General features: G+C 51.8%; 17 protein-coding genes and 1 pseudogene. All 18 read right to left on the bottom strand.

Features of this window, described 5'->3' with window-relative positions; genetic code table 11:
• Nucleotides 1–185: 185 nt before the first annotated feature.
• Complete coding sequence (locus tag B9Y58_RS09675) at nucleotides 186–2,006, bottom strand: hypothetical protein (RefSeq protein ID WP_073055883.1); 1,821 nt, start codon at nucleotides 2,004–2,006, stop codon at nucleotides 186–188.
• A gap of 29 nt (nucleotides 2,007–2,035) precedes the next feature.
• Nucleotides 2,036–5,752 (bottom strand): hypothetical protein, encoded by a 3,717-nt coding sequence (locus B9Y58_RS09670; RefSeq protein WP_073055882.1) that lies wholly within the window; start codon nucleotides 5,750–5,752, stop codon nucleotides 2,036–2,038.
• Nucleotides 5,753–5,852: 100 nt separating this feature from the next.
• Nucleotides 5,853–6,476, bottom strand: a complete 624-nt coding sequence (hisH, locus tag B9Y58_RS09665; protein WP_073055880.1) for an imidazole glycerol phosphate synthase subunit HisH — start codon at nucleotides 6,474–6,476, stop codon at nucleotides 5,853–5,855.
• Between the two features lie 61 nt (nucleotides 6,477–6,537).
• Complete coding sequence (gene ispF, locus B9Y58_RS09660) at nucleotides 6,538–7,023, bottom strand: 2-C-methyl-D-erythritol 2,4-cyclodiphosphate synthase (RefSeq protein ID WP_073055878.1); 486 nt, start codon at nucleotides 7,021–7,023, stop codon at nucleotides 6,538–6,540.
• A 67-nt stretch (nucleotides 7,024–7,090) separates the two neighbouring features.
• Nucleotides 7,091–10,024: an FISUMP domain-containing protein gene (locus B9Y58_RS09655; protein WP_083532279.1), complete on the bottom strand. Its 2,934-nt coding sequence runs from the start codon at nucleotides 10,022–10,024 to the stop codon at nucleotides 7,091–7,093.
• Nucleotides 10,025–10,228: 204 nt separating this feature from the next.
• Nucleotides 10,229–10,291: pseudogene (locus B9Y58_RS15165) on the bottom strand (hypothetical protein); the annotation flags it as partial.
• Nucleotides 10,292–10,799: 508 nt separating this feature from the next.
• Entirely contained in the window at nucleotides 10,800–12,272 is a 1,473-nt protein-coding gene (locus B9Y58_RS09645; RefSeq protein WP_073055871.1) for an NADH-quinone oxidoreductase subunit N, read from the bottom strand.
• Complete coding sequence (locus B9Y58_RS09640; protein ID WP_073055869.1) at nucleotides 12,265–13,992, bottom strand: complex I subunit 4 family protein; 1,728 nt, start codon at nucleotides 13,990–13,992, stop codon at nucleotides 12,265–12,267. Before B9Y58_RS09640 ends, B9Y58_RS09645 begins: the two co-directional genes overlap by 8 nt.
• Entirely contained in the window at nucleotides 13,992–15,944 is a 1,953-nt protein-coding gene (gene nuoL, locus B9Y58_RS09635) for an NADH-quinone oxidoreductase subunit L (RefSeq protein WP_073055868.1), read from the bottom strand. Before nuoL ends, B9Y58_RS09640 begins: the two co-directional genes overlap by 1 nt.
• A gap of 3 nt (nucleotides 15,945–15,947) precedes the next feature.
• Nucleotides 15,948–16,262, bottom strand: coding sequence for an NADH-quinone oxidoreductase subunit NuoK (gene nuoK / locus B9Y58_RS09630; RefSeq protein WP_073055866.1), 315 nt, complete (start codon nucleotides 16,260–16,262; stop codon nucleotides 15,948–15,950).
• Nucleotides 16,262–16,807, bottom strand: coding sequence for an NADH-quinone oxidoreductase subunit J family protein (locus B9Y58_RS09625; RefSeq protein ID WP_073055864.1), 546 nt, complete (start codon nucleotides 16,805–16,807; stop codon nucleotides 16,262–16,264). Before B9Y58_RS09625 ends, nuoK begins: the two co-directional genes overlap by 1 nt.
• Nucleotides 16,807–17,376, bottom strand: coding sequence for a NuoI/complex I 23 kDa subunit family protein (locus tag B9Y58_RS09620; protein WP_233247904.1), 570 nt, complete (start codon nucleotides 17,374–17,376; stop codon nucleotides 16,807–16,809). The genes B9Y58_RS09625 and B9Y58_RS09620 overlap by 1 nt, the downstream gene beginning before the upstream one ends.
• Nucleotides 17,376–18,731: a complex I subunit 1/NuoH family protein gene (locus tag B9Y58_RS09615; RefSeq protein WP_073055860.1), complete on the bottom strand. Its 1,356-nt coding sequence runs from the start codon at nucleotides 18,729–18,731 to the stop codon at nucleotides 17,376–17,378. Before B9Y58_RS09615 ends, B9Y58_RS09620 begins: the two co-directional genes overlap by 1 nt.
• The gene (locus B9Y58_RS09610; protein WP_085534910.1) at nucleotides 18,731–20,350 is read right to left on the bottom strand and encodes an NADH-quinone oxidoreductase subunit G; all 1,620 of its coding nucleotides are present in this window, start codon (nucleotides 20,348–20,350) and stop codon (nucleotides 18,731–18,733) included. Before B9Y58_RS09610 ends, B9Y58_RS09615 begins: the two co-directional genes overlap by 1 nt.
• 4 nt (nucleotides 20,351–20,354) lie before the next feature.
• Nucleotides 20,355–21,662 carry an NADH-quinone oxidoreductase subunit NuoF gene (nuoF, locus tag B9Y58_RS09605; RefSeq protein WP_073055856.1) on the bottom strand — a complete coding sequence of 436 codons (1,308 nt, stop codon included), beginning with the start codon at nucleotides 21,660–21,662 and terminating at the stop codon, nucleotides 20,355–20,357.
• A 2-nt stretch (nucleotides 21,663–21,664) separates the two neighbouring features.
• Complete coding sequence (locus B9Y58_RS09600) at nucleotides 21,665–22,726, bottom strand: NADH-quinone oxidoreductase subunit NuoE family protein (protein ID WP_073055854.1); 1,062 nt, start codon at nucleotides 22,724–22,726, stop codon at nucleotides 21,665–21,667.
• Nucleotides 22,723–23,916 carry an NADH-quinone oxidoreductase subunit D gene (locus B9Y58_RS09595; RefSeq protein WP_073055852.1) on the bottom strand — a complete coding sequence of 398 codons (1,194 nt, stop codon included), beginning with the start codon at nucleotides 23,914–23,916 and terminating at the stop codon, nucleotides 22,723–22,725. Before B9Y58_RS09595 ends, B9Y58_RS09600 begins: the two co-directional genes overlap by 4 nt.
• The gene (locus B9Y58_RS09590) at nucleotides 23,913–24,512 is read right to left on the bottom strand and encodes an NADH-quinone oxidoreductase subunit C (protein ID WP_073055850.1); all 600 of its coding nucleotides are present in this window, start codon (nucleotides 24,510–24,512) and stop codon (nucleotides 23,913–23,915) included. The genes B9Y58_RS09595 and B9Y58_RS09590 overlap by 4 nt, the downstream gene beginning before the upstream one ends.
• Between the last annotated feature and the right edge of the window lie 108 nt (nucleotides 24,513–24,620).

Here is a 24,620-nt window from a genome sequence, read left to right as displayed (position 1 = left end):
ACTACCGGATCATCGTCGCTGCCTTTCAGCTAGTTCGGGCTCATGGCGGTGAATTGTTTATCTGATTTGTTGCCGTAAATATAGAAATAAGTCAAAAGCCTTACGAGTGGCGCAAGGCTACGAAAACAGAAAAAATTTATTACAGCCAAAATGACCGCAGTATGGCGGAACAATCCGTTTCAACTTTAACGGATTGTCACTCTGCGGGATTCATTTCCATTACGCACAATGTAAACCCCGGCCTTCGGAACAGCGAGAGTAGCGACAGCCCCCACAGGTCTAGCCGACGCTACTAAGTTCCCCTGCATGTCGAACGCCTGCACCGGGCGGTTCGCGACAGCCCCCCAAACTGAAATGTTTCGGGCAGAGACAGCAACCTTCAGATTCGTAATAGACACCTTCGGAGCAACAACAGTCTTGCCCTCGTCAATGAAAGTCACCTCATAGGGCTTATCGGAATCACCGAAGAAATCGGTAATCACCTTTACGGTGCAAACCGTATTCGTATCCGTCTTCGCCTGAGCCATGCAGTCCGTCCGCACCCAATTACCGCCGTCATAAATCTGAAGAGCTTCTTTCATTTCTTCAAAGCCTAAAGACACCAACGAATCCTTTTGGTACATATTCGTCGTGTCATCCGAGTATTTACCGACAGGGGGAACCTCTACGCCGCCATAATACGATCTATACATATAATTATTGGCCCCTGCAAATTCATACACCAACGAAGCGGTATGACTTCCGGTCAAAGTATCCACATAACTATAGTTGCCTGCAACCATGCACCAATCCACTATTGCCGCAAGGCTCCCCGTATACCGATTTTTCGAAGAGCCCTCGTTTTTCACGGTGCCCCTGTTGTAATCCGCCGAAATTAGCGATCCCGTTATATACCCCGCAAGGCCGCCCGCATAGGCAAAATCTTCGGATGCCTTGACTGTTACCGGTCCATAATTATAGGAGGTTACCAAACAGGAAGCACGACTAAGCGTTTCTCCCACCATTTGGAGTTCGCCATAATACAAGCCCACTATACCGCCGGCATAGACTTTCTTACCAGAAAGAGCATGAACTCTACCCCAGTTGCCACAGTCTACTACATTCTGCGTAGAATCGAGCCTGCCCACAATTCCGCCCACCGTAAGCGTTCCTGATGTAGATTTGCCTTCGATTAGGCCCGTATTTTTCAGGCCGTTAAAAGATGTCTTGTGAGCATACCCCGCGATACCGCCTACTGAAACAGAGCCGCTTCCATTACCAAGAATCATTCCATTGTTAGAGCAACCCGAAATCGTTCCCCCGTCTGTACCCAGTTTATCACCCGTGCCCACAAGGCCGCCTGCAACACGCCCCGACACACGTCCGCTGTTACGGGAGTTTATTAACACATAGCGAAGCGAGCCCGCAAGGCCGCCGGCGATATTGGTCGAAGAAACCAGCGAGTTTTCATTCGTATCGTTAAGCATGGCGCCATCGTTATACGCCACAAGACCTGCAGCGATGTCTTCACTTTTCACAACGCTGTTACGAATTTTCACGTTACGGACACATGCATTTTCTTTTAAGTGAACTGCAACGCCAGCTGCAGACAAGCCTTCATCGTTTTCAAAACGGCTATTTGCAATCGTCAAATTTTCCACAAGATTTTCGACGCAGTAGAACATAGCTCTAGACATGTTCAAGCCGTAAATCGTATGGCCTTGACCATTGAGATACAAGTTCGTGCATCGTCCGCTCGTATCGACAGTCATTTTGTTCTTTGCCAGATGAAGAGTATCCTTGCCCATGACAAGGTCTTTCTCAATCAGGCCAACGACATAGCCGTCCGTTTCGATTCGCACTCCTTCGAGCAGTTTTTCAAATTGCTCGGCAGTAGAAATCTTGTAATACAGCGTATCTCCGATTCGTTCAAATTTATCTTGATCGAATTTCGTCGAATCGCCTATGGCAGCAAACGCTATCTGGGCAACCAAAGTCATTGCTACTGCCAAGCACATTTTCAACATAGCGAATCTCCTAACAAAAATTCTCTAGGTTATCGGACAACAATCAAGCGCGACTGTTTGCCGCTACGGACTAGGTAACGGCCCGACTTCGGAATCATCAGGTTCACCGAAGTCCCATGGAATCTAGCCGACGCCACCATGCGGCCACGCATATCGAACACCATCACAGGCCTATTCTCAAGCAAGCCCGTCACGGCAACGTTACGACCAGAGACTTCCACCTGCAACAACGAAGCCACCGGCTTCGGCAACACAGGAGTCAAGCCGCTATCATTCGGATTCAACGTAGAATCTGCATAGAAGACGTCTACAATATAGCCCACCTTATACGTTTCGTCTGCATCGCCAAAGAAGTCCTTGACCACCGTTACCGCGCAAGCACTCGTCGTGTCATAACTGAATACCGGCAAGCATCCATTATCAACATATTTTTCACTCTTGAACCCCGGATGCAACTGCATCACAGACGGATACATCATTTCTTCAAAGCTCAGAGGTTCCACAATGGAATCTCGCATGTCCGCCGAAGCGCCATTATAAGCCGGATAATTACCCATATCCGCGTTATAAAGCACATGGTTGAACGTGTCGAAGCCCGTAGCTTCATACGTCACGGCAGCCACCTTTTTGCCGGTCAAGGTTTCGGCAAAGGCATACGTCTGTGCTATAATTGCAGAATCCACTGTAGCAATTACACCACCCGTTACGGCATCGGCGACATTCGCCTCGTTTTTCACGCTGCCTCTGTTATAAGCAGTTTGCATCGTAAAGCCCTTGCCCTTACCAATGAGCCCACCGGCATAGGATTCTTCAAGCGCGCTCTTTACGGTCACGGGACCATAGTTAAAGCTGTATGCCACAGGAGTAATATACACAAAATTTTCGCTATTCGTGATTCGATAGATATATCCATCAATGCGTCCCACTAAGCCACCCGCGTAGACCTGTTTTCCGTTCAGAGCATGCACGCGACCCCAGTTACCAATTGTCGTTATGGTCGAATTGGAATCTGCCACGCCAACAACGCCACCCACCGAAAGAGAGCCCGAAATAGAAGACCCTTCTACCAAGCCTGTATTAAACACATTACTCAAGGTAGACGAGCGCGAGTAACCGGCAATGCCACCACCGACAACAGCTCCGTCTCCAAAAGCAACAACAGTGCCCGTATTGTAAGCGCTGCCGACAAGCATCGAGCTACCACCATACATATAATAAGGAGACGCATTACCCACAATACCGCCGGCAAGACGTCCGTACACCCTGCCAGAATTGCGAACACCTTGCAACACGCCATCAGACTGTCCCACGATACCGCCCGCAATATTTGCCGATATCACCGTCGTGTTTTCGTTTTTGGAATCCAGTATAAGACCCGCTTTCACATTATGGTTATCGGCAACAAGGCCGCCCGCAGAATATCCGCCGCGAACAAAGCTATTGCGAATCGTTACATTTCTGACGCATCCACTGTTTTTCACAGTCACACCAGCGGCAGAATAGCCCCAGTCATTTTCGAAACGGCTATTTGCAATCGTAAAGTTCTCAGCAACTGTGCCAGAATCGATGCAGAAGAACATCGCTCTAGACATATTGAGTCCATAGATGGTATGGTTATTGCCATTAAAGTCTGCGCTCACGCAGCTAGCATAGCCTGTATCCGCAGACATTTGACGTGCCGACAAAAGCGTAGAGTCACGCCCCATCACGATATCGTTCGCCAGTTCCACCTTCACTTTCTTATAATGGTAGTTTTCGAAATAACGCTTCATTTCCAAGAAGGCGGCCAATTCCTCCGGTTTAGAAATAGTATAAACCAGAGTATCGCCATCTGCATGGGACGGCGGCATCGCATAGCGCTGGATATCTAAATAGGTGGAATCATTCTTATACAGGCTATCGAACTTGAAAACCGGATAACCGCCACGACGCACCCACAGGCCGCGATTAGCAACAGTTCCGCCAGCCGTATTCAGCAAGTCAAGCATTTCGTCGCTTTGCAGTTCTGCAGTCGTTTTCTTGCAATCCGTGCAAACGGCACCATCGTAGTAATACCTTCCCATCGTCGCAATATCAACAAGAGAACCATCATAGTACGCATTCGTCGGCGCCACATACGATCCCGTAAATCCAAACAGGCCGCCAATGGTATCGCCCTTCACAACGGGAGCTGCACTATAGGTATTCTTTACAGACGAATCGGGATAAGTCCAAAAACCGACAAGGCCGCCCACTTCGCTATTGCCCATGTTCAGCTTACCCTTGGCAATCACTTTACCTCGGTTATAGACATCGCTAAAAATTGTATAATAGGCATTCCCCAGAATACCACCCACATTCAGGACTCCGTATTCAGTCGGATCATCCGTGACGGCTCCTGTAATATCGCCATAGTTGTACGACAACGACAAAGCAGGCAACTCCGAAGATCCACGACGTTCCATATAACCGGCAACGCCACCCGACCATACACGGTATGGGCCTTCAGCAGAGACTGTGCCGCGGTTTCCTAACTTTTCGAAGCCGCGAACATCCGTATAAATCGAGGCATTACCGATAATACCGCCGGCATAAACCTTTCTGTACGCACCAGTACCATAGGCTTTGATAGCACCCTTATTCAGTGCATTGCGGAAAGCGTTATTCCTGTTTTCACCAAAGATTCCACCCACCATCAAGGTGCCTTCGTCAAGTGCAGACTCGACGATTGCCGTCACATCGCCCTCGTTCACGAAATCGCGGGTTTCGCTAGTTTCGTTTTTATGGAAATGCTTACTACCGGCAATACCTCCGACATAAAGAGTAATTTGCCAATCAGAACTTACCGTATCGCAAGTAAAGGCCGTCTTCGCAGAAACATTTCCGTAATTCTGGAGGTTCCTCACAGAGCCCAACACATAACCGACAACACCCCCCGCATAAGACAGCGCCGACCCAGACACCATTTCGATATCACCACGATTAACGCAATTTTCAATAGATATACCATCTCGAGCATCGGCATCACCCGCAATACCGCCAACAAACACATTGTAGTCCGGCCCTACTTTTTCATTCTTTACAAAAGTAATCTTTGCCGAATTGGTACAACCGGCAACGCGTCCATAAGCCGTTCCCACGACACCACCCACATAGGTGCTACCTTTAACGGAACCACCAATCATATTGCAGCTCAAGATATAAGCCAATTGAGCATCCGAAGGGCTCAGCATTCGAGCCACAACGCCGCCTGCGATAAATCCACTACGAACATCCGTATTGATTACGTTTACGTTCGAAAGCCCCGATTGCATTTCAGTCACTACCGCAGCTGCCATGTAAGCCGTATCGCTACCAAAAGAACTGTTTGCCACATTAAAATCGTGAACGAGGCCACCCCCCTGGCCCACGATTTGGAACAACGAACGTTCCGCATTCAAGCCGTAAATGGTATGGCCCTTGCCATCAAAATCGCCTTCGAAATACTCGCTACGATTACCGCGTTCCCATCGTTTGGAACAAAGCTTTGACGTATCCGCGCCGAAGACAATATCGTTCTTCAAATAAGCCCTGAGACTTGGTTTGCCCATATTCGCCGTCGTCACGGAATCCAAGAAACCGATCAATTCCTCGGGAGAGGTTATCTCGTAGTATTCCACGCCGCCGGTCTTGACCGTTTTCGGAATTTTGACGGAACCATCCCATGCAGCAAAAGAAACCTGCACGAGCATAAATAGGGCGATAAACGCAAGCCTTCTTTTAGACATAAAGTCCTCCTAACTTTTCTGTAAATATAATTAAAGGAAAAGCCGGGCTCGGCCCGGCATTTCGTCAAGTACAAAATATCACGTTTAAATGAGATATTGTTTAAACTTTCCAGTCGCAGAAATTCTTGAGCATGGCAAGGCCTACATCGCCACTCTTTTCCTGGTGGAACTGGGAGGCAATCAGGTTGTCCTTGCCGATCAGCCCCTGGAAGGTCTGCGTGCCGTATGTCGTTTCGGCAAAAGAATATTCTGCAGGCACTACCGGGTGGTAGGAATGCACGTAGTAAAAGTCGCTACCGCTGCGGATACCCTTCATAATCGGGTGTTCGCGGGTAAAGTTCACCTGGTTCCAACCCATGTGAGGAATCTTGAGTCCCGGTTCATCCTTAAAGCGCACCGCTTTGCCGGGAATAAGTCCAAGAGTCTTGACCCCGCCATCTTCTTCGCTTTCTTCAAGAATAATCTGGCAGCCAATGCAAATACCAAGCACAGGATTGCCCGACTTCACCACGGTCTTGATGGCCTCGCCGATACCTGTACGGGTAAGAGTTTCCATGGCAGAGGCCGCAGCACCTACGCCCGGGAAAATCAGGCGAGTGGCCTTAGAGATTTCATCCGCATCGCGGCTAGACTTGGCCTCTGCACCAATATGTGCAAGAGCATTCATCACCGATGTCAAGTTACCGGCATTGTAATCAACCACGATAATTGGATTTGCGGACATAAAAACCTCTCTTTACGCAGCCAAAGATAGAAAGATTCCGTATTAATCTCGGAATGACTAATTACAGACTGCGCACCATGGCAACAGTCTGGCTGGCAATGCCTTCGCCGCGACCGGTAAAGCCGAGTTTTTCAGTCGTGGTTCCTTTGATGCCGATCTGCTTAATGTCGAGACCCAGCACGCGAGCGATGTTTGCCTTCATGGCATCCTTGTGCGGATTCACCTTCGGGCGTTCGCACATCACGATGCTGTCGATGTTGACAATCTCGTAACCGGCCTTACGCACCTCTTCGCCCACCTTGCGCAGAAGTTCCAGACTGTCGGCTCCCTTGAAGGCTGGGTCCGTATCCGGGAAGTACGTGCCGATATCGCCGAGGCCCGCGGCACCCAGCAAAGCATCGCTAATCGCATGCAGCAAGACATCGGCATCGCTGTGACCGAGGAGTCCCTTTTCGTAAGGAATATCCACGCCGCCAATAATGCACTTGCGACCTTCTACCAACTTGTGAACATCAAAACCGATGCCCGAACGATAAATCTTGTCCATAATTTGTTCCTTTTTTATTCGGTAGGAAAGATAATAAAAATCCCGGAACATCAGTCCGGGTATCTCCCTAGTCCTTTACGCAGCGTACTGAATAGGATCGGGAATAGAATACCTTCTGAAAACTATAGTAATCGCTATCGTAGGGAATATCCATGCCATAGAACAAAGAAATCTTATCATTTATGATTCGCACTTCAGAAACGGCGTAATACACATCGTCCTTGTTCCGTACGTCGACACCGTAATCCTTGCCAGCTTTGTTTTTCGCTGCATTGTCAAAAAGTTCCTGCCATTCCATCATCGAAGGAATATGCCACCCCACTGGGCACACGCCTTGCACAGGAGTACAAAGTTGTGGTCTCAAATCACCAAGAGCGCTTGTGTGAGTCACGTTGACTGTGCCATACCACGAATACCGACGGGTACCTGCTGCACAAACGCTAGAATCCGCACATGCGGTCTCGTTCACCAAGTTAGGCATGGCCAAAGTATCGTAGTAATCCAAGTTTTCCGCCATCCAGGTCTGTTTTCCGACTGTCACGACGCGGTACTTGTGTCCATCTCGCGAATCCGTAACAATTCCGTTCTTTACTTCGGCCGCAGGGCCTCGCGCCGCAAGTTCTTCTGCCGAGCAAGCCTCCAAGTTCATTTTCGCTTCTTCCATCATGCCATAGAGGTCGTAACGGACCCCAGTCACTCTTTTCCATGAAAAGACATTGTATTCATCGTAGTCACATACAAAATAATATCGTTTACCGTATGACAAATCATATTTCGCCGAACGCCATCTGTGCAAGGTTTCGTCACACGGTTCCAGTCCTGCAACGAACTGTTTCACAAGCATTTTTTCCAGGGAATCTCTCTCAATCCTTTCATGCGTAAGCGTTCCGCCCTTATCGGCACAGTAATACCAGAAACCGTATTGGTCCTTTTCATACTGCAAGGTATCCGACGGCACACAGGGCAGGAGCGAATCCATGGCCGCATAGCTTGCATAGGAATCTGCCAGCATTTTATCAATTCGGACAAAGGTGTACTTACCATTCTGTTTTTCACAATGGAAATAATTCCGGAATGCGCTATCGCGAACCACAGAGAGCGTATCCGTTTTTGCATCGCATGTGTATCTCGCATTTACATCGGCAATCCCTGCCAAGGTCACAGCATGGTCGTAATCAAGTGCCTCATATTGATATTTTCCTCCGACATTTGCACAATGATAATACTTAGCCATGTCACTTCCCTGGGTTTTCTCGAAATACGGGTAAGTAATCAATTCTAGCGTATCGGAATTCGCCGTACAATTCGGAAGTGTCTTGACGTACTGTTTGTTCAGGTAATCCCTGGCGTGACTAAAATCAGATTCGTAGAACTTGAAACCGGCCGTTCCATTTTGGCAATGGTAATACTTGCCTGCAAGCGTATCCACAATATACTTTACCGTATCGGATATATTTGCACATTCCGTCGCAAGATAATTCTCGTGGGCAATTGAATCCGCAAATGCGCGCGTCGTATCCTTGAAGGTGTAGACACGCTTTTTGTCCCTAAGGATTTCGGCACACACATAATAAGTGGAATCAAACGAGAATGAACGCAGCGAATCCCGGCCTCTTTCGCATGGGCGCTGTTCCGAAAGGAATCTGAGCGTATCGTTTGCTGGGACCCACGAATCAAACGTACATACGAACTCGGAAGAATCCTGCAACTTTTTCAATTTCCATAACGAATCTTCATTGCATTCGCCAAAGAAAAAGCTCAACGTATCGTTTCCATCGTCAAACCATCGATTTGCATGGTGTCCACAAACATAAATTTCCCCTCCAAATTTCACTCTTACCTCTTGAGTCACTTTCCTGGCCGGAGTCTCTTCGACCAACCGTAAATCTTCGTTGCATGGTCCTATATATTTTTCGACCACCAAATACATAGGAGCTTTAGACCAAGAGCCATATTCAAAAGAGTTGTGAAGACAATAATAGTATGAGGTATCTCCATCGGAGACAATGTCATTTGTCGAGGAATCAATGGCCGTGCACGGGCCAAACTGACGATCCAACGGAGTCAAAGGACGCAAGACATATTCGCCATTTTGGCGTTTGTCGCAAACGAGGGAATCGCCCTTGTATTTAGAGCCCTTGACATTGACATGCACAGCTCCTATCGACAAATCATCGCAAGCATCCAGCCCGTAGGCATGTTCAACGAGAGATTCTACAAAAGTCCAGTTCAGTTTTACGGAGTCCGGTCTTTTTAGGAGCGAATCCATACGGAACCAATCATCTATGATGTAATCAGCAAATTCAACTAGGTCGGAATTATCATAAACACCGTCTGCCATGTCCTGGCGGAAATCTTCTATACGTTCTACAAAGGCGCTATCCGAACCTTCGAACAAGAAGAATTTGTACCAAGGAGCCATTTCGCTGAATTCGCGACGGGAAGACTCCGCAGGCAGTTTCAAGAATTCAAAGCCGAAGTTTTCGGTAAACCTTTGCATAGCCAACTGCTTCGCCGCGTCAAACGGGTATTCGTCGGCAACAAGCGATTCCACCAGCGGGACTTCCAAGTGCGTCATCAGGGTTACATTCGGATTCCATACATTCGAAATATCGCTGATAGTTTCTAGTGTCAGCGGAACTGCCTTTGAGCCCAAGTATTTCCACTTTCCCTTGACCTGGATTTTCACATACGGATACTTATATGTTCGGCTAGGGATTCTGTAATCGAGAGAATCTCCTTTGAGGATGTCTCCCTGGATTTTTTCTACTTCGGCAAGGGAACTGTCCAACTGAATCAGCTCCACCTTTTCAGGAGTAAACACACTGTCCTTGTCAAACGGGAACAAAACGACATTGCCCTCAATCGTACGGTCATTAATAGGATATTGTCCCCGAAGATTATGTTCCTTGACTTTGAAGTAATCCGTATCGGCAGCTTCATAATACCAATCAGAACAACCCACAAGGGCCACTGCAAGCACTAGCAGTAAATACACCATGGGTTGCTCCTCTCATAGCAGGATTCAGAACCTTTCTGCGCATCCAAATCAAGCTTGACATCGTCCAGTTCGATTTTCAAATGGAAAAAATAATCCTTGACCACGTCGCAATCGTATCCGAAGTCTCTCGTAGAAAAACTGCCTTGTGGCGTAGAAATTTCAAAATCATTGTTTTTCAAAAGTTTCGTAAAGCTGTAATCTACATTATGGACAACAATTTTTTCGGCCTTTGTACAGCCATAATCGGAGCAACCGTATATATCTACGAACAGTGTGTCGGGAAACCTGTAGGCGCTATACTCGTCTTGATTTTTTACGACAGACAATCCTAGCCCTATCGAAAAGACATCCGATTGATCACTCACATCGCTATAGACAGAGATTGCATAAACAGTCTTACCGTCCGATTTGTTCTTCAATTCCTTTGCATGAGTTTCATACTTGTAAAAATTATATTTGCCGGTATGATTTGTATCGGCAGCGAAATTGAACAGCAAGGAATCGGCGGGTTGCCAATAAGCAGAATAGACATTGGCTTCGTTTAGCGATATGGTATATTCATTATAATCATACATCGAACATCCCTCTATAACGAAGAATGTCGAAAAAAGAAAAAATACAACCCACCCTTTCAATTTCATGCTTATAAATATAAGTCATCTGTATACAGATAGGACATCTTGTATGCATTAGTCCGATAAAACGACAAAAAACCGCCCCGAAAGGCGGTTTTTATATAAATTCTAGACGCTTTGCATCTAGAAAGTCGCTTTCATTAAACGATGAGCGCGACCTTCGGGAAGATGCCGACCACAATCAGGGCGATGGCGGCAAGGGTCACGGCAAAGCGCAACAGGTAGGCGTACACGGTGTTCTTGCCACAGCAGCACTGACATTCGCACTCGGCCTTAAGGGGCATGAACAGCACGAAGGCAATGCGCAGGTAGAACACTGCGGCCACCAGCGAAAGGCCAAAGGCAATCGCGGCGATTACGCCGAGTCCACCCGAAAGGGCATCGGTAAAGAGCGTGAACTTGGCGAGGAACCCTGCTACAGGCGGCATACCAGCAAGGCTTGCCAAGCAGACCGTCGTAGCGACAGCCACATAGGGGCGCTTGCGGCCACGACCCTGGATGTCTTCCAGAGTTTCGTTCTTGTCGTCCTTACCAGCAAGGTAAGCGATACCGGCGAGGGCACCCGCGCTACCGACTGCATAAGTAATCAGGAAGTAGTACATGGCTCCCATCTGCACCGTGCCTTCGGTAGCATAGTCCGGCAGCAACAGGCCGATTACGATAAAGCCCGCGTTCATCACGGCGGAGTATGCCATAATGCGGCGGATAGACTTTTGAGCGAGACCGCCGAAAGCGCCGATTGCCATAGAAAGCAGCGACACCACCACAATCACGTAGAAAAGGCTCTTATTTTCACCATGAATGGTCACCTGTTCAGCCAAGTTCCATGCCGGAGCAGAACCGATGCGGGTCACCAAGGAACCAAGCCAAAGCGTACCCAAGGCAGCGAGTGCTCCCACCTTGACTACAGCAGCCATAAAGCCAGTCACCGCCACAGAAGCACCCGTATAGACATCTGCAACCCAGAAGTGGAGCGGAGCTGCACCGGCCTTAAAGAGGAGCGCGAACATGGCCAAGAGGACGCCCATGCCATAAAGCAGGCCGCGGCCAGCGATGACAGAGGCAAAGATGTGGGTCGAACCGGTAGCACCGTAAATGAGAGCGACACCGTACAGGAAGATTGCGCTGAAGACCGATCCCGAAACGAAGTACTTGAAAGCACCTTCGTTCGCATTCACGTCTTTGCGGCGAAGACCCACCAAGGCGTAAATCGGGAAGCTAGCCAGTTCCATACCCAAGAAGAGGGCAAGGAAATCGATAGCCTGGGTCATGAGCAATGCACCGCAGGTTGCAAGCATCAACAGGGCGTAAGCTTCGCCACCCTTGAACTTTTCGTGGCCGAGTGTCCACTGGAGGCCCGCAATTCCGAGGAATGCGCAGAGCACGACAGAAAGACCGAGAACTCGACGAACCGGATCCATGGCATACAAGTCCATGAAGGTATCGTTAGTGGTCAGGTAGTAGGCACCAGCACCAAGGGCAATGAACAAGGTTGCCACCCAGGGCAAAATCTTGTGCTTATTTTCATCCTTGATAAAAGGTTCTGCAGCAAGCGTCGTGAGGGCGCCCAAAGCCACAAGAATCACCGGCAAGAGATTCACGTAATTACTCATTGGTAGAAGCCTCCTCGTTTGTTTTGGCCTCGTTAGATTCTGCGTTTTCGTTCGCATCGGCGACGTCGGTTTCGCTCATGGCCTTAAGCTGGGCAATCAGCGAAGCGCGTTCTTCGTCGGTAAAGCCGTTAGCCTTCAAGTTGGAATCCAGCTGACGCAAATCATCTTCGGTCATGGGCTGTGCCACGGCAGCGATGTTTTCGTCTACAATGGATTCGCCTGTGGTATCGGCAGAAGCTTCAACCGTCTGAGCATCGTCGGCAGGGTGAGTCAACTTGTTCATTTCCTGAACAGCGGTTTCGTCAAAGAGCTGGAGCGCATTGGTAATGAAGGCCGGATGCATACCGAACACCAGAAGAAGGATACCCATCACGCCGATCGAAGTTCCTTCGAGAGCGGTCATGCGCTTGCCGTCTTCATATTCGCGGGCAGGCTTGCCAAAGATGACCTTCTGCACAAAGCGAAGCATGTAGGTTGCTGAAAGAATCAGGCAAAGACCAGCGGCCAATGCCGGAAGCGGGCCCATATCCCACAAAGACATGAGCACGGTAAATTCGCCAACGAATCCGGCTGTTCCCGGAACGGCGAGAGAAAGCACCGCCAGGAATCCGAAGAGGGAACCGAACACGGGGTTGCGAGAGGCAAGACCGCCGAGCTGTTCGATATCGCGAGTGCCGGCAAAGCGTTCGGCAATACCCATCAGGTAGAACTGGGCGCCGGCGCTAAGACCGTGAGCAACCAGGAGCACCAAGACTGCCGGCAACATGGATTCAGAGAGGCTGAACACGCCCGCTACAGCCAAGCCCAAATGGCTCATGGAGCTGAAAGCGAGGAGCTTCTTGCCGTCGGTAGCGCGCAGTGCCATCAAGGCACCGTAAATGGCCGTAGCCAAGCCGAGCCACATCATGGAATCCACAATTTCCATCGAAAGCGGGAAAATCGGAAGGATCCAGGCGATAAAGCCGAACACGCCAGCCTTACTCATGGCACCCGTAAGGATTGCCGAAAGCGAAGCCGGAGCTTCAGCATAAGTAATTGCCTGCCAGCCATGGAACGGGAAAATCGGAGTCTTCACCAAGAAGGCCAACAAGAAGCAAAGCAGAAGTGTTGTCTGCGTTGCCGGATCAAGATTCTGGAGAGCCACCGCCAAGGAAAGCACCAGGGAATTGTCTGCCAGCGTAATCAAGTACCAGAGGGCAACCATCATCGGGGCAGAACCAACCAAGGTGTAAATCGCAAACGTCATAGCGGCCTTTTGACGGTCCTTGCCACCGAAGCCTGCAATAAGCACTGCGGCGGGGAACACCATGGCTTCGAAGAAGAAGAAAAACAGCACGGCGTCTGCGGCGAGGAACGTACCGTTCATAGCACCCATCAAGGCGAAAATGCCGATGGCGAAGTTGCGGTAGTTCTTGTTAACCGTATTGCGAGCCGTCATCAAAGCCACAAGAGAAAGTGCGCAAGAAAGGAATACCATCCAGGCACCCAGACCATGGCTGTACAAGTAGTAGTAAACAGCACCCTTGGCACCCGGAATACGGAACCATTCAACCGCTTCGGTAGCCTGGTTGCCACTGGCGATCAGGGCAATGGACAGAGCAACGAAAGCAAAGCCGAACAGGAAGGCCAGTCTAGAAGAAGACTTAGGATCTTCCTTGGAAGTAGCCATCATCAAAATGGCTGCGGCAAAAGGAGCGAGGACAAGAAGATGTAAAAGCATTAGAACAATCCTCCGGTCAAAAGTACAACGGCAACTAAGGCGGCGACACCCACCAGGCTAAGCGTAAGCTGCACGCGCACCTTGCGCACCTGGAAAGAACTCACGCCATCACCAATGATTTCAACAATGGAACCCACGGTCCACTGAATTCCCTGCAGGACCTTATCGACAAACATGTCGGCGATAAAGGCTGCAGCCTTGGTCATGACAATGAAAATTTCATGGATGTAGTCGAAGAAGAAGGTCCAGTCAGCCTTGAAGCCAACAGGAGCACTGCTCAACTTAGCCGGAATGCGCGGAATGCGGGTACGGCCGTAAAGCACGTAGGCAACAATCATACCGAGCAGAGCGGCTGCCGTGCCGAAACAGGCAAAGGTCAAAGCGCTCACGTGATGAGTTGCAGTACCCAAGCTGTAGTTCTGTGCTTCGCCCACCACCGGAGCGAGAGTATTTGCAAAGAACTTGATGCCCATGGAGTCGGCCCACAGGTAACCGGCAAACACAGCACCGAAAGCGAGAATCACCATCGGGATAAGCATGCTGGCCGGAGCTTCATGAATGTGTTCTTCGCTTTCCTTGGAACCACGGTATTCACCGAAGAAGGTCATGATAATGAGACGCCCCATATAGACCGCCGTAATCACCGCAGTAATAAGGCCTACATAGTAGAAGATTTCACCGAAGGGGGCGTTCGTATAGAGACGTTCCAAGATGAGATCCTTAGACCAGAATCCTGCAAAGCCCGGGAAACCGATAATAGCGAGGAAGGCAAAAATCATCACGCAAGCAGTTACCGGAGTCTTCTTGATGAGACCACCCATGCGGCGCATATCCTGTTCACCCGCCAGGGAGTGAATCACGGCACCGGCGCCCAAGAAGAGGGCGGCCTTGAAGAAAGCGTGGGTGAACACATGGAAGATGGAGGCATCGAAGGCGGCAGCGCCTGCAGCCATGAACATGTAACCGAGCTGAGAAATCGTCGAGTAGGCCAACACCTTCTTGATGTCGTTCTGGAAGAGACCTGCAACAGCAGCCCAGAAAGCGGTAAGCATACCCACAATCAGGATGATGATGAGCACTTCGGGAATAAGAACGAACATGCGGCTAAGACGGGCCAACAGATACACGCCAGAGGTCACCATGGTAGCGGCATGGATAAGGGCAGACACAGGTGTCGGACCAGCCATGGCATCCGGGAGCCACGTGAGAAGCGGAATCTGAGCGGACTTACCCGTGCAACCTACGAAGAACAAGAGGCCCGCAATCGTGAGAATCGGAGCAGCAAGTTCCACATGGCCACCGGCAATGAGCATTTCAACGAACTTGTTCAAGGCATCGTAATTGAGAATTGCAGAGCCACCCAAGGTCGCCAAGCAAAGCATACCGAGCAAGAAACCGATATCACCCACGCGGTTCACGATGAAGGCCTTGTTTGCAGCCTTGCAATTGTTCAAGTCGTGATTCCAGAAACCGATAAGCAGGTAGGAGCAAAGACCCACGCCTTCCCAACCGAGGAAGGTCAGGAGCAAGCTATCGGAGAGTACCAGCACTATCATGCTGAACAGGAAGAGGTTGATGTAGGCGAAGAAGCGGGTGAAGCCGCGATCACCATGCATGTAGCCAATCGAGTAGAGAGCGATGAGCGAACCGATACCGGTCACGAACAGGAGCATCACGCGGGAAAGACCATCGAACAGGAATCCGATATCGACCTTGAGCATCGGGATGTCGATCCAGTTGCAAAGCGTTTCTCGGATACCTTCTTCGGGCATGCCAAAGGCAAGGAGCACCACGCATACGAACGAAATCACCGGGAACAGCACCGAAAGGGCACCTACGAAACCTTCAGAGGGGCCTTTCTTGCTCCCCGAAGAAATCACGGCAATCGCACCCAGAAGAATCGTTCCGAGAAGCGGGAAAAGAGGAATTATCCAAAGCGGTAAATTTGTCATTGCTTACCCCTTCATATTGGAATAGTTGTCGGAATCGACACTTTCGCGGTTGCGGAAAATGAGGATCACGAGTGCAAGGCCCACGCAAGCTTCGGCAGCGGCAACCGCAATCGAGAACAGCGGCACAATCTGGCCGGCCACGCTCAATTCGGCAGGAAGCGTCTTTGCAAAGCCCACGAAAGAAAGATTCACCGCGTTCAGGGCAAGTTCGACACCCATGAGCACGAAGAACACGTTACGGCGAGCAAGAGCCGTAATGAGGCCAATGGTAAAGAGCACCAAGGCGAGAATCTGAATGTAAATCGGTTGGAGTTCCATTACTTTTCCTCCTTATCTTCGGCGACAGCTTCGTCAGTACCCAGGCGTTTCTTGGCCATAAGCACCGCAGCGCCCATGGAAGAAAGCAGCAACAGGCCAAGCACTTCGAACAGGACGAAGTAACCGGGGCCAGTCTTCGAAGTATCGAAGAGATTCTTGGAAGTCATTTCCACAGAGCCACGGAGCGTCGTGACGTCAAAACCCATGGGCGAAAGCACCAGGGCAAAACCCACGAGACCGGCAAGGGCTAGCACCGCAATGACCACGAAGATGGACACGCCATCGAACATAGGTGTCTTGGAATCCTTCGCGGCATTCAACACAGAAATCACGAACACCAGGAGCATCATGATAGCGCCGGCGTAGACCATAATCTGTACGACACCGATAAAGGGGCTACCCACGAGGCCGTAAATGCCCGCAAGGGAAAGCATGGTGAGCACCAGCGAAAGACCACCGTACAGCGGATGCTTCGAGAAAAGCACGCCCAAAGCGGCAACCACGGCAACCGCAGCGAGAACAATGAAGTAAATCAGGGCAAGCATTACTTTACCTCCATTCCCCAGACAGCGCGGGCCTGGGCATTCTTGGTACCACCCGGAGCCACTTGGCTCTGAGCGTCATCGGGGTAATCCTTCGGATTCCAACTCGTGAGAGTTTCGAGGGTTGCCACGAATTCGTCACGGGTGCGGTGTTCAAAGATGATTTCCTTGGTATCCATACGGAGCGCATCGACCGGACAGGCTTCAACGCAAAGGCCGCAGAACACGCAAGTCAAATGGTCGATATCGAAGCGCTTGACCTTCTTTTCGATGCGCGGATCGTCACTGGCGGTCGCTTCGATATAAATACAGTGAGCGGGGCAAGCTGCAGCGCACATGCCGCAGGCCACGCAACGGGGACTGCCATCGGGGCGAAGCATCAGGCGGTGCTTTGCACGGTAAGTGCTACGGACTTCGGGCTGACCTTCCGGGTAAGAAATCGTCGGAAGTTCTTCGTAGCGGAACAGGCCGCGGGCCGCGTGCTTGAGCGTTGTCCACAAGCCGCGAATGGCCTCGAAAATGTAGAGGCGTTCTACCCAGTTCATGGGTCTTTGCTTAATAACGCGGGCCATTAGTTACCTCCCATCAACTTCGCGACCACGGCGGTCACGACGAGGTTCAAAATAGCGATATTCAAGATAATTTTCCAGCCAAGATGCATCACGTGGTCGTAGCGGAAGCGCGGTAGCGTCCAGCGGACCCAAATCCACACCCAGCAGAAGAACACGCTCTTGGCGAGGAGCACCAGCAGGTGGATGGCTGCAGTACCGAGAGCGGCACCCAAGCTGTTCACCACAACGCCGTTGACCATGGAGTATTCCGGGTTGTAGTAAAGCCAAGAGCAAACGCCCGCAGCGATAAAGGCTGCCGTGACGATCCAGGCCACCGTCTTGTAAAGCGTGTATTCGCGCAGGATTTCCATCTTGTTGCTCTGCTTGGAAGCGGCAAGCTTGCGAGAATAACGGTAAATCATGTGGAGGAACGCAAGACCGAGGAATGCAAGCACCCAGCAGAGAATGGCGAGAGAGCCACCCATGTGGGTCTGAATGGTTTCAGTCGAGACAAACGGAACCGAGTAGCCACCCAAGAAGAGGGTTGCCACCAAAAGGCTACTAATGCAAATGTGAGAGTATTCGCCCATGTAGAACAAGCCGAACTGCATGGCGCCATATTCGGTATGGTAACCGGCAACGAGTTCCGGTTCACCTTCGGCGACGTCGAACGGAGCACGGCCCGTTTCAGCAATCGTCGCAATCAAGAAGCAGAAGAAAGCCACCGGCTGAGCCACAATGCCCCACACATGGTTTTCTTGCCAAGTCACGATATCGGTAAGGCTGAAGGAACCCGCGAGCACCAGGAGGCCCATCATGGAAAGACCCTGGCAGACTTCGTAGCTGATAGTCATTGCAGTGGTACGCAAGGAACCAAGGTAGCTGTACTTGGAGCGAGAGCTAAGGCCAGCAAGAACGGCACCGTAGGCAGAAAGCGAACTGAAGCCGAAGAGCAACAGGATGCCCACTTCGGAATCCACGATCGGACCTGCAATACGAACCACCTTGCCACCCCATTCGAACACCATCGGGCCAAACCACGGAATCACACACGGGCTAAGGAACACGATAGCAAACGGAATGGCAGGAGCCACGTAGTAGAGGAACTTTTTGGAACCGGTCGGAGCAAACATTTCCTTGAAGAAAAGCTTGGTACCGTCGCACATGTTCTGCACATAGCCAAACAGGCGAACCTTACCGAAGTACGGAACCTTGATATAGGAGCGGTTCGGGCCCTGGCGGTCCTGCATAAAACCTGCACCACGACGTTCCATAGGAATCAGGAGCAGAATATAGAGAACCGGCACAAAGCAGAAGGCGAACTTCGCGATGGTAATTGCCCATTCCACCCAAGTTTTGGATTCAATAATATCCATTAGGCGTTACCTCCTTCGAGCAACTTACCAGTGCTCTTGATGGTATCGTAAGAGAGTCCAGCCAAGACGCTTGCATATTCACCAGCCTTCTTAAAGGCATCGAATGCGCTGTCAAACTTGCAACCGGCAAGTTCAGAGAGCACCTCGTATGCGGGGCGAAGGTTTTCGTCGGGGCAAACCGGGCAGGCATTCAGCTTTTGCAGAATGTTCAGGCTATTCACCATGGTACCCTGGACTTCACTCCAGTGACGGATACCGAAAGCAAGTGTCGCCTTAGAAGCAGTTGCATCGTTGAACGGAGTGAAAGCAATACGTGTCGGAATTTTTTCAAGGGCAGAGGCAGCAGAACCACCTTCGCCGAAGACATCGGCATTCACCGTCAAGAGCACCTTAAATTCAGGAGCTCGCTTTACGAGGTCTTCAAGATTATTGTCGGCAATACCGAGCAACTTGATACCGGCACGGTTTGCAAGCGGGTCGCCACTCATGGCAATGCCATCAGGGGCTCCCACCTTCTTGAAGGTGCCGCCGAAAAGTTCGGCGGAGTCGCCCAAGGATTCCTTGAGCATGCGGAGTGCGGCGAGATCTTCGATGGTGCAAGAGCCACCGGCAACGAGGGCGACCTTGCCCCCGACCTTCTTGACTTCGGCGAGCGCTTCCTGAATCACGTGGAAGCCCATCGCCGGCAAGCGGTTCTTGTCGAAATTCTGGAACGCAAGGCGGCTCGTGTTGGAAAGCCAGCTGCGGTTCACTTCGGGGTTGCAACGCGGCATCACGCGGTAAATGTGACCGTCGGCGTGATCCAGCCAAATGTTTGCACCGAGAGAATCGTCCATCGAAATCGTCGGCGTGTGGCTGAGCAGCCAAACGCGCTTCTGGAAGCGGAAGTACTTGGCCGTCATAGCGCCCACCGGACAAACGTCCGTGACGCACAAGTCGTATTCGTGGTCAAGTTTTTCGCCCGGGAAGGTCGTAATGTAAGTGTGGTCGGCGCGGCCAGCAAGTTGCAGCTGTTCGGAACCGGCAATGGTACGCATAAAGCGCACGCAACGGTCGCACTGCACGCAGCGTTCTTCGTCAAGCAAAACGCGGGGGCCTAAGTCCACGTGCTTACCGCCACGGAGCTGACCCTTCGCATCAATGAACTGGTGCGCCGGATTGCCGTGGTAGTTCTTGCCGTATTCCGGGCGCATACGGGATTCGTTCTGCCCCGCTTCCATATAGTTTTCTTGCAGGGTGCATTCACCGGCCTTGTCGCAAATCGGGCAATCAAGCGGGTGGTTCACCAGCATGAATTCTTGCGTTGCCTTGCGGGCGTTCTTCACGCGGGCACTAGATGCGGGCGTGTAAATCTTCATGCCCGGAGCGACCGGCGTGTAGCATGCAATCACGAGCATGCGACCGCGGGGGCCTTCTTGCTCCACCAAGCACTGGCGGCAGTTACCGGACACCGGCAAATACTGGTGGTAACATACGTGAGGAGTTTCAATCCCGACAGCCTTGAGGGCTTCGAGGAGGTTCGTGTCGCCCGGAACCATCACCGGCTTGTCGTCCACGAAGATTTCCACCTTCGGGCTGTTCTCGGTCGGGAGTTTCGGCATGTTATAGTAGTTACTCATATGATTACCAGAAAATTCCAGGACGATAGTTTTCCTGAACACGCGGCTTGGCATGTTCGGGGTTCTTTGCGATTAATTCATCAAAGTCAGCGCGGAACTTCGCCGTGTAGGAGCCCACCGGGCCACCGAGCGAAATAGAAAGCGGGCAAATCGTCACGCCGCCAAATCCACCAGAAAGGCTCTGCATCAGTTCCACGTCGCCGTCGTGACCCTTGCCATCCACAATCTGGTTCAGAATGCGGTGCAGAAGACCCGTACCTTCGCGGCACGGAGTGCACTGGCCGCAAGATTCGTGGCTGTAGAAGTTGCCAAGCACGTTCAGGAGTTCAGCCATGTTGTGCGTATCGTTAATCACGATCATGGCGCCCGAACCGAACATCGTCTTCATGGAAGCGAGGCATTCGTAGTCCATGGTGGCTACGGCACATTCGCCGGCGTTCAGCGGAGCACAGGAAGAACCGCCCGGGAGTACCGCCTTCAGGTTCCCGCCCACGACGCCACCGGCGTATTCGTTGATCATCGTCATCATCGGAGTGCCGAGCGGAGCTTCGTACACGCCCGGATTCTTCACGTCGCCCGAGATGCAGAACACCTTGGTACCGCCTGCACGGGGCGTCCCCATCTTGGCGTATTCTTCGGGTTCATGCTGGAAAATCCACGGGAGAGACATAATGGTCTCGACGTTGTTCACGCAAGTCGGGCTCTTCCAGGCGCCACTCACCGCCGGGAAAGGCGGCTTCAGACGGGGCTGTCCCTTCTGGCCTTCGAGCGAGTTGATCAAAGCAGTTTCTTCACCGCAAATGTAGGCGCCTGCGCCACGGTGAACAAAGATATCGAAACTGAACTTGGTGCCGCAAATGTTTTCGCCGAGGTAGCCGGCGGCGTATGCCTGGTTCAAAGCCTTGTTCAGGCTTTCGATGCAGGGCAGGAATTCGCCACGGCAGTAGATGTATGCGGCACGGCTACCGAGAGCCCAGGCTGCAATAATCAAGCCTTCGATCAAGCGGTGCGGATCTTCCATCATCAGGAAGTGATCCTTAAAGGTACCGCCTTCGCCTTCGTCAGCGTTGACTACAATGTACACGGGCTTGCCGGAATTGCGCGGAACAAAGCTCCACTTCATGCCGGTCGGGAAGCCTGCACCGCCACGGCCACGCAGGCCGGAACGCTGCACGTAGTCAATCACTTCGAACTGGCTCATGTTGAACAAGCGATCCGAAATGTTCGCATAGCCGCCCAGCTTCTTGTAGACTTCGATGTCCTGAGCACCCTTGCCAAAGTTTTGCGTACAAACTTTTACTACTTCAGCCATAATTACTTAGCCTCCTCAACCGGAGCCGGTTTCTGGGTGGTAACGGCTTCCTTGGAAGGCTTTGCCGTACGTTCACCGGAAGTTGCAATCATGCGATACACATCGCCCGCCTTGCCGTTTGCATCGACGAAAGCCTTGTCCTTCACGCCGGGCTCGCCCACGGCGACCCAGTCATTGCCGTTCTTCTTTTCGACGACAATCTTCGTGAATTCGGGAGCGCCCTTCCAGGTGAGGGTCGCACCGTTTTCGTCGGCTTCGGCCTTCACGTTAAGCACCGGAGAAGGCGGAGCGTAGTCAGCGACCTGCGGCTTGGCCGTAGCACCCGGAGCACCGGGATGGCCACCGTGGCCCTTCACTGTGCCGCCGAGTACGTCGTGCTTCGGCACGTTATTCGCATGGGCCTTGCACCAGTCGATAATGCGATCGATGCTTGCTTCGGTAAGAGTCGTACCGCGCTTCATCTTGAGCTGACCGTCGACCACGTCGGTGGCGAAGTCATCGTTCACCAGCATCATCGGGCCGTTGCCGCAGCTACCCAGGCATTCCACCTGGAGCACGGTAAACATGCCATCGGGAGTGGTTTCGCCGGACTTAACGCCAAGCTTGTTTTCCACATACTTGATAAGCGGCTGGGCACCCTTGATAGCGCAGCTGATGTTGCGGCAGAACTGCAACAGGAACTTGCCCTTGGGAGCGTGGTTGTACATGGTATAGAAAGTGGCAACGCCAAGAGCATGAGCCGGAGCGCAACCGCAAACGTTTGCCGCCCAGCGGATACCTTCAGTCGGCACCCAGCCGAACACGCCCTGCACCAGCCAAAGGACTTCAAGCAAAGCGCCCTGGCCCACCGGATAGCGGCTGAGCAAGTCGGCGCAACGTTCCTTGATTTCGGGAGTGTCGAGCTTGGCGAGCACTTCCTTCGGAGCGGGCTGCGGAACAGGCTTGTTCACGTAGCCAAAAGTCTGACCCGGATCCGGGAGAGCGGGAATCGCTTCGCTCGGGCCGTCGAACTTCAAATGGTTATTCGATACAAACTGAACTGCACCTTGAATATGTTGTGTCATCGGTCAAGTTCTCCAGCAATCATGTTGAGGCCAGGCAGAGTTGCCATGGAGTCGGCAAGGGTCAGGCCTTCGACCAGTTCGTTAAATGCAGACACATGGGCAAACGACGGGGAACGCACCTTGATGCGGTAGGGGTGGCCGCTGCCATCGCTTACGATGGTAAAGCCGAGTTCGCCGTTCGCGCATTCGCTTGCGCAGTAGTATTCGCCTTCGGGCACGCGCACACCTTCGTACACGCTCTTGAAGCGGCCGATAAGGGCTTCCATGTCCTGGTAGGCAAGCTTGTGCGCTGGCACGCGGATGCGTGGGTCGACAATGTCGACCGGGCCTGGAGCGAGGCGCTTCAGGGCCTGGCGCACAATCTTCACAGATTCTTCAATTTCGGCAAGGCGCACCTGCAGGCGGTCGTTGGCATCGCCCTGGGTTCCCACCACGACTTCCCAGTCGTAGGTTTCGTAGTCGTAGTAAGGTTCGTCCTTGCGGAGGTCGCTTTCGACACCCGTCGCACGGAGACACGGACCAGTCCAGCCGTAGCTGATAGCGCGTTCGGCAGAAATCTTGCCGACGCCCACGGTACGGTCGAGGAAGATACGGTTGCGGTCCAAGCAGGCGTGCAGGTCCTTGAGGGCCTTTTCCACCGACTTGCAAGCAGCGAGCACGTCGTCTTCGAAACCGTCGTAGCTGTCGCGGTAGAGGCCGCCAATGCGGGCAAAGCTGTTCGTGAGGCGTGCGCCCGTGAGCTTTTCCCAAATCAGCATGATTTCTTCACGCGGATTGAAAGCGTACATGAACGGTGTGGTGCCGCCCAAGTCCTGGAAGGCAGCAGCCGTGCAAATAAAGTGGTCGTTAATGCGAGAGAGTTCGTTCACAATCACGCGGAGCACCTTGCAGCGTTCCGGGATTTCGATACCATACATGTTTTCGACTGCGCGGCAGAATGCAATGTTGTTCATCATTGCAGAGCAGTAGTTCAAGCGGTCGGTGTACGGGATCACCTGCTGCCAGGTGCCGCGTTCGACCATCTTTTCAAAACCGCGGTGCATAAAGCCGATTTCATGGACTCCGGCCACGATGGTTTCGCCATCGAGGGCAGCCAGCAGGCGCACGCAGTGGTGAGTCGCCGGATGCGTCGGGCCCACGTTCAGGGCCATCAGGTTCATCTTTTCGCCATTCGGGTCAAGTACGATCATTCTCTGATACTCCCTTCAAGATATTCTTCTTCGACAGGCATGATTTCCTTGGAGCGCTGGATTACCTTGTAGCCCTTGGATTCCAGACGCTTTTCCAGTTCAGGAATCAAGAAATCGCTTGTCGAGAGCCACTGGCGCTTCTGGGCAGGATAATCCTTGCGCAGCGGGTGGCCTACAAATTCAACATGGTTCAAAATGCGGCGCAGGTCCGGGTGTCCTTCGAACACGATACCGAACTGGTCGTAGACTTCACGTTCAAGCCAGTTGGCGCTTGCATACAAATCTGTAAGGGTCGGCACCTTCAGGTCGGCTTCGCTGACCACCACCTTAAGACGGACGCGGCGGCCCGGGTTCTTCATGCTCTTAAAAGCGTAGCTCACGGCAAAACGCGGACCTTCATGGTTCGGATAAGTCAGGTAGTCAATTCCGGCGAGGTCGAGGAGCATGTCGAACTGCATCGACGGATCGTTCTTCAGGAATTCGACCGCATTGTGCAGGTATTCCTTCGGGACCACCACGCAGGCATCCCACTTGGCACTCGCATCACGCTTGGCGCCAAACTTGGATTCTAGAATGTCAATCACGGATTCCATCATTACTCCTTCCAGAACTGTGCTTTCTTGACAAGTTCCTGCTCTTTTTCAGTCACGAATTCCTTGAGCTCAGCAGTCTTTTCGCGAGCAAATTCACGGGCTTCCGCCTTC

It is taken from the genome of Fibrobacter sp. UWB15 (assembly GCF_900177705.1).
Lineage (GTDB): Bacteria > Fibrobacterota > Fibrobacteria > Fibrobacterales > Fibrobacteraceae > Fibrobacter.
The sequence above is the reverse complement of the archived record's forward strand: the minus strand, read 5'-3'. Positions and strand labels throughout refer to the sequence as shown.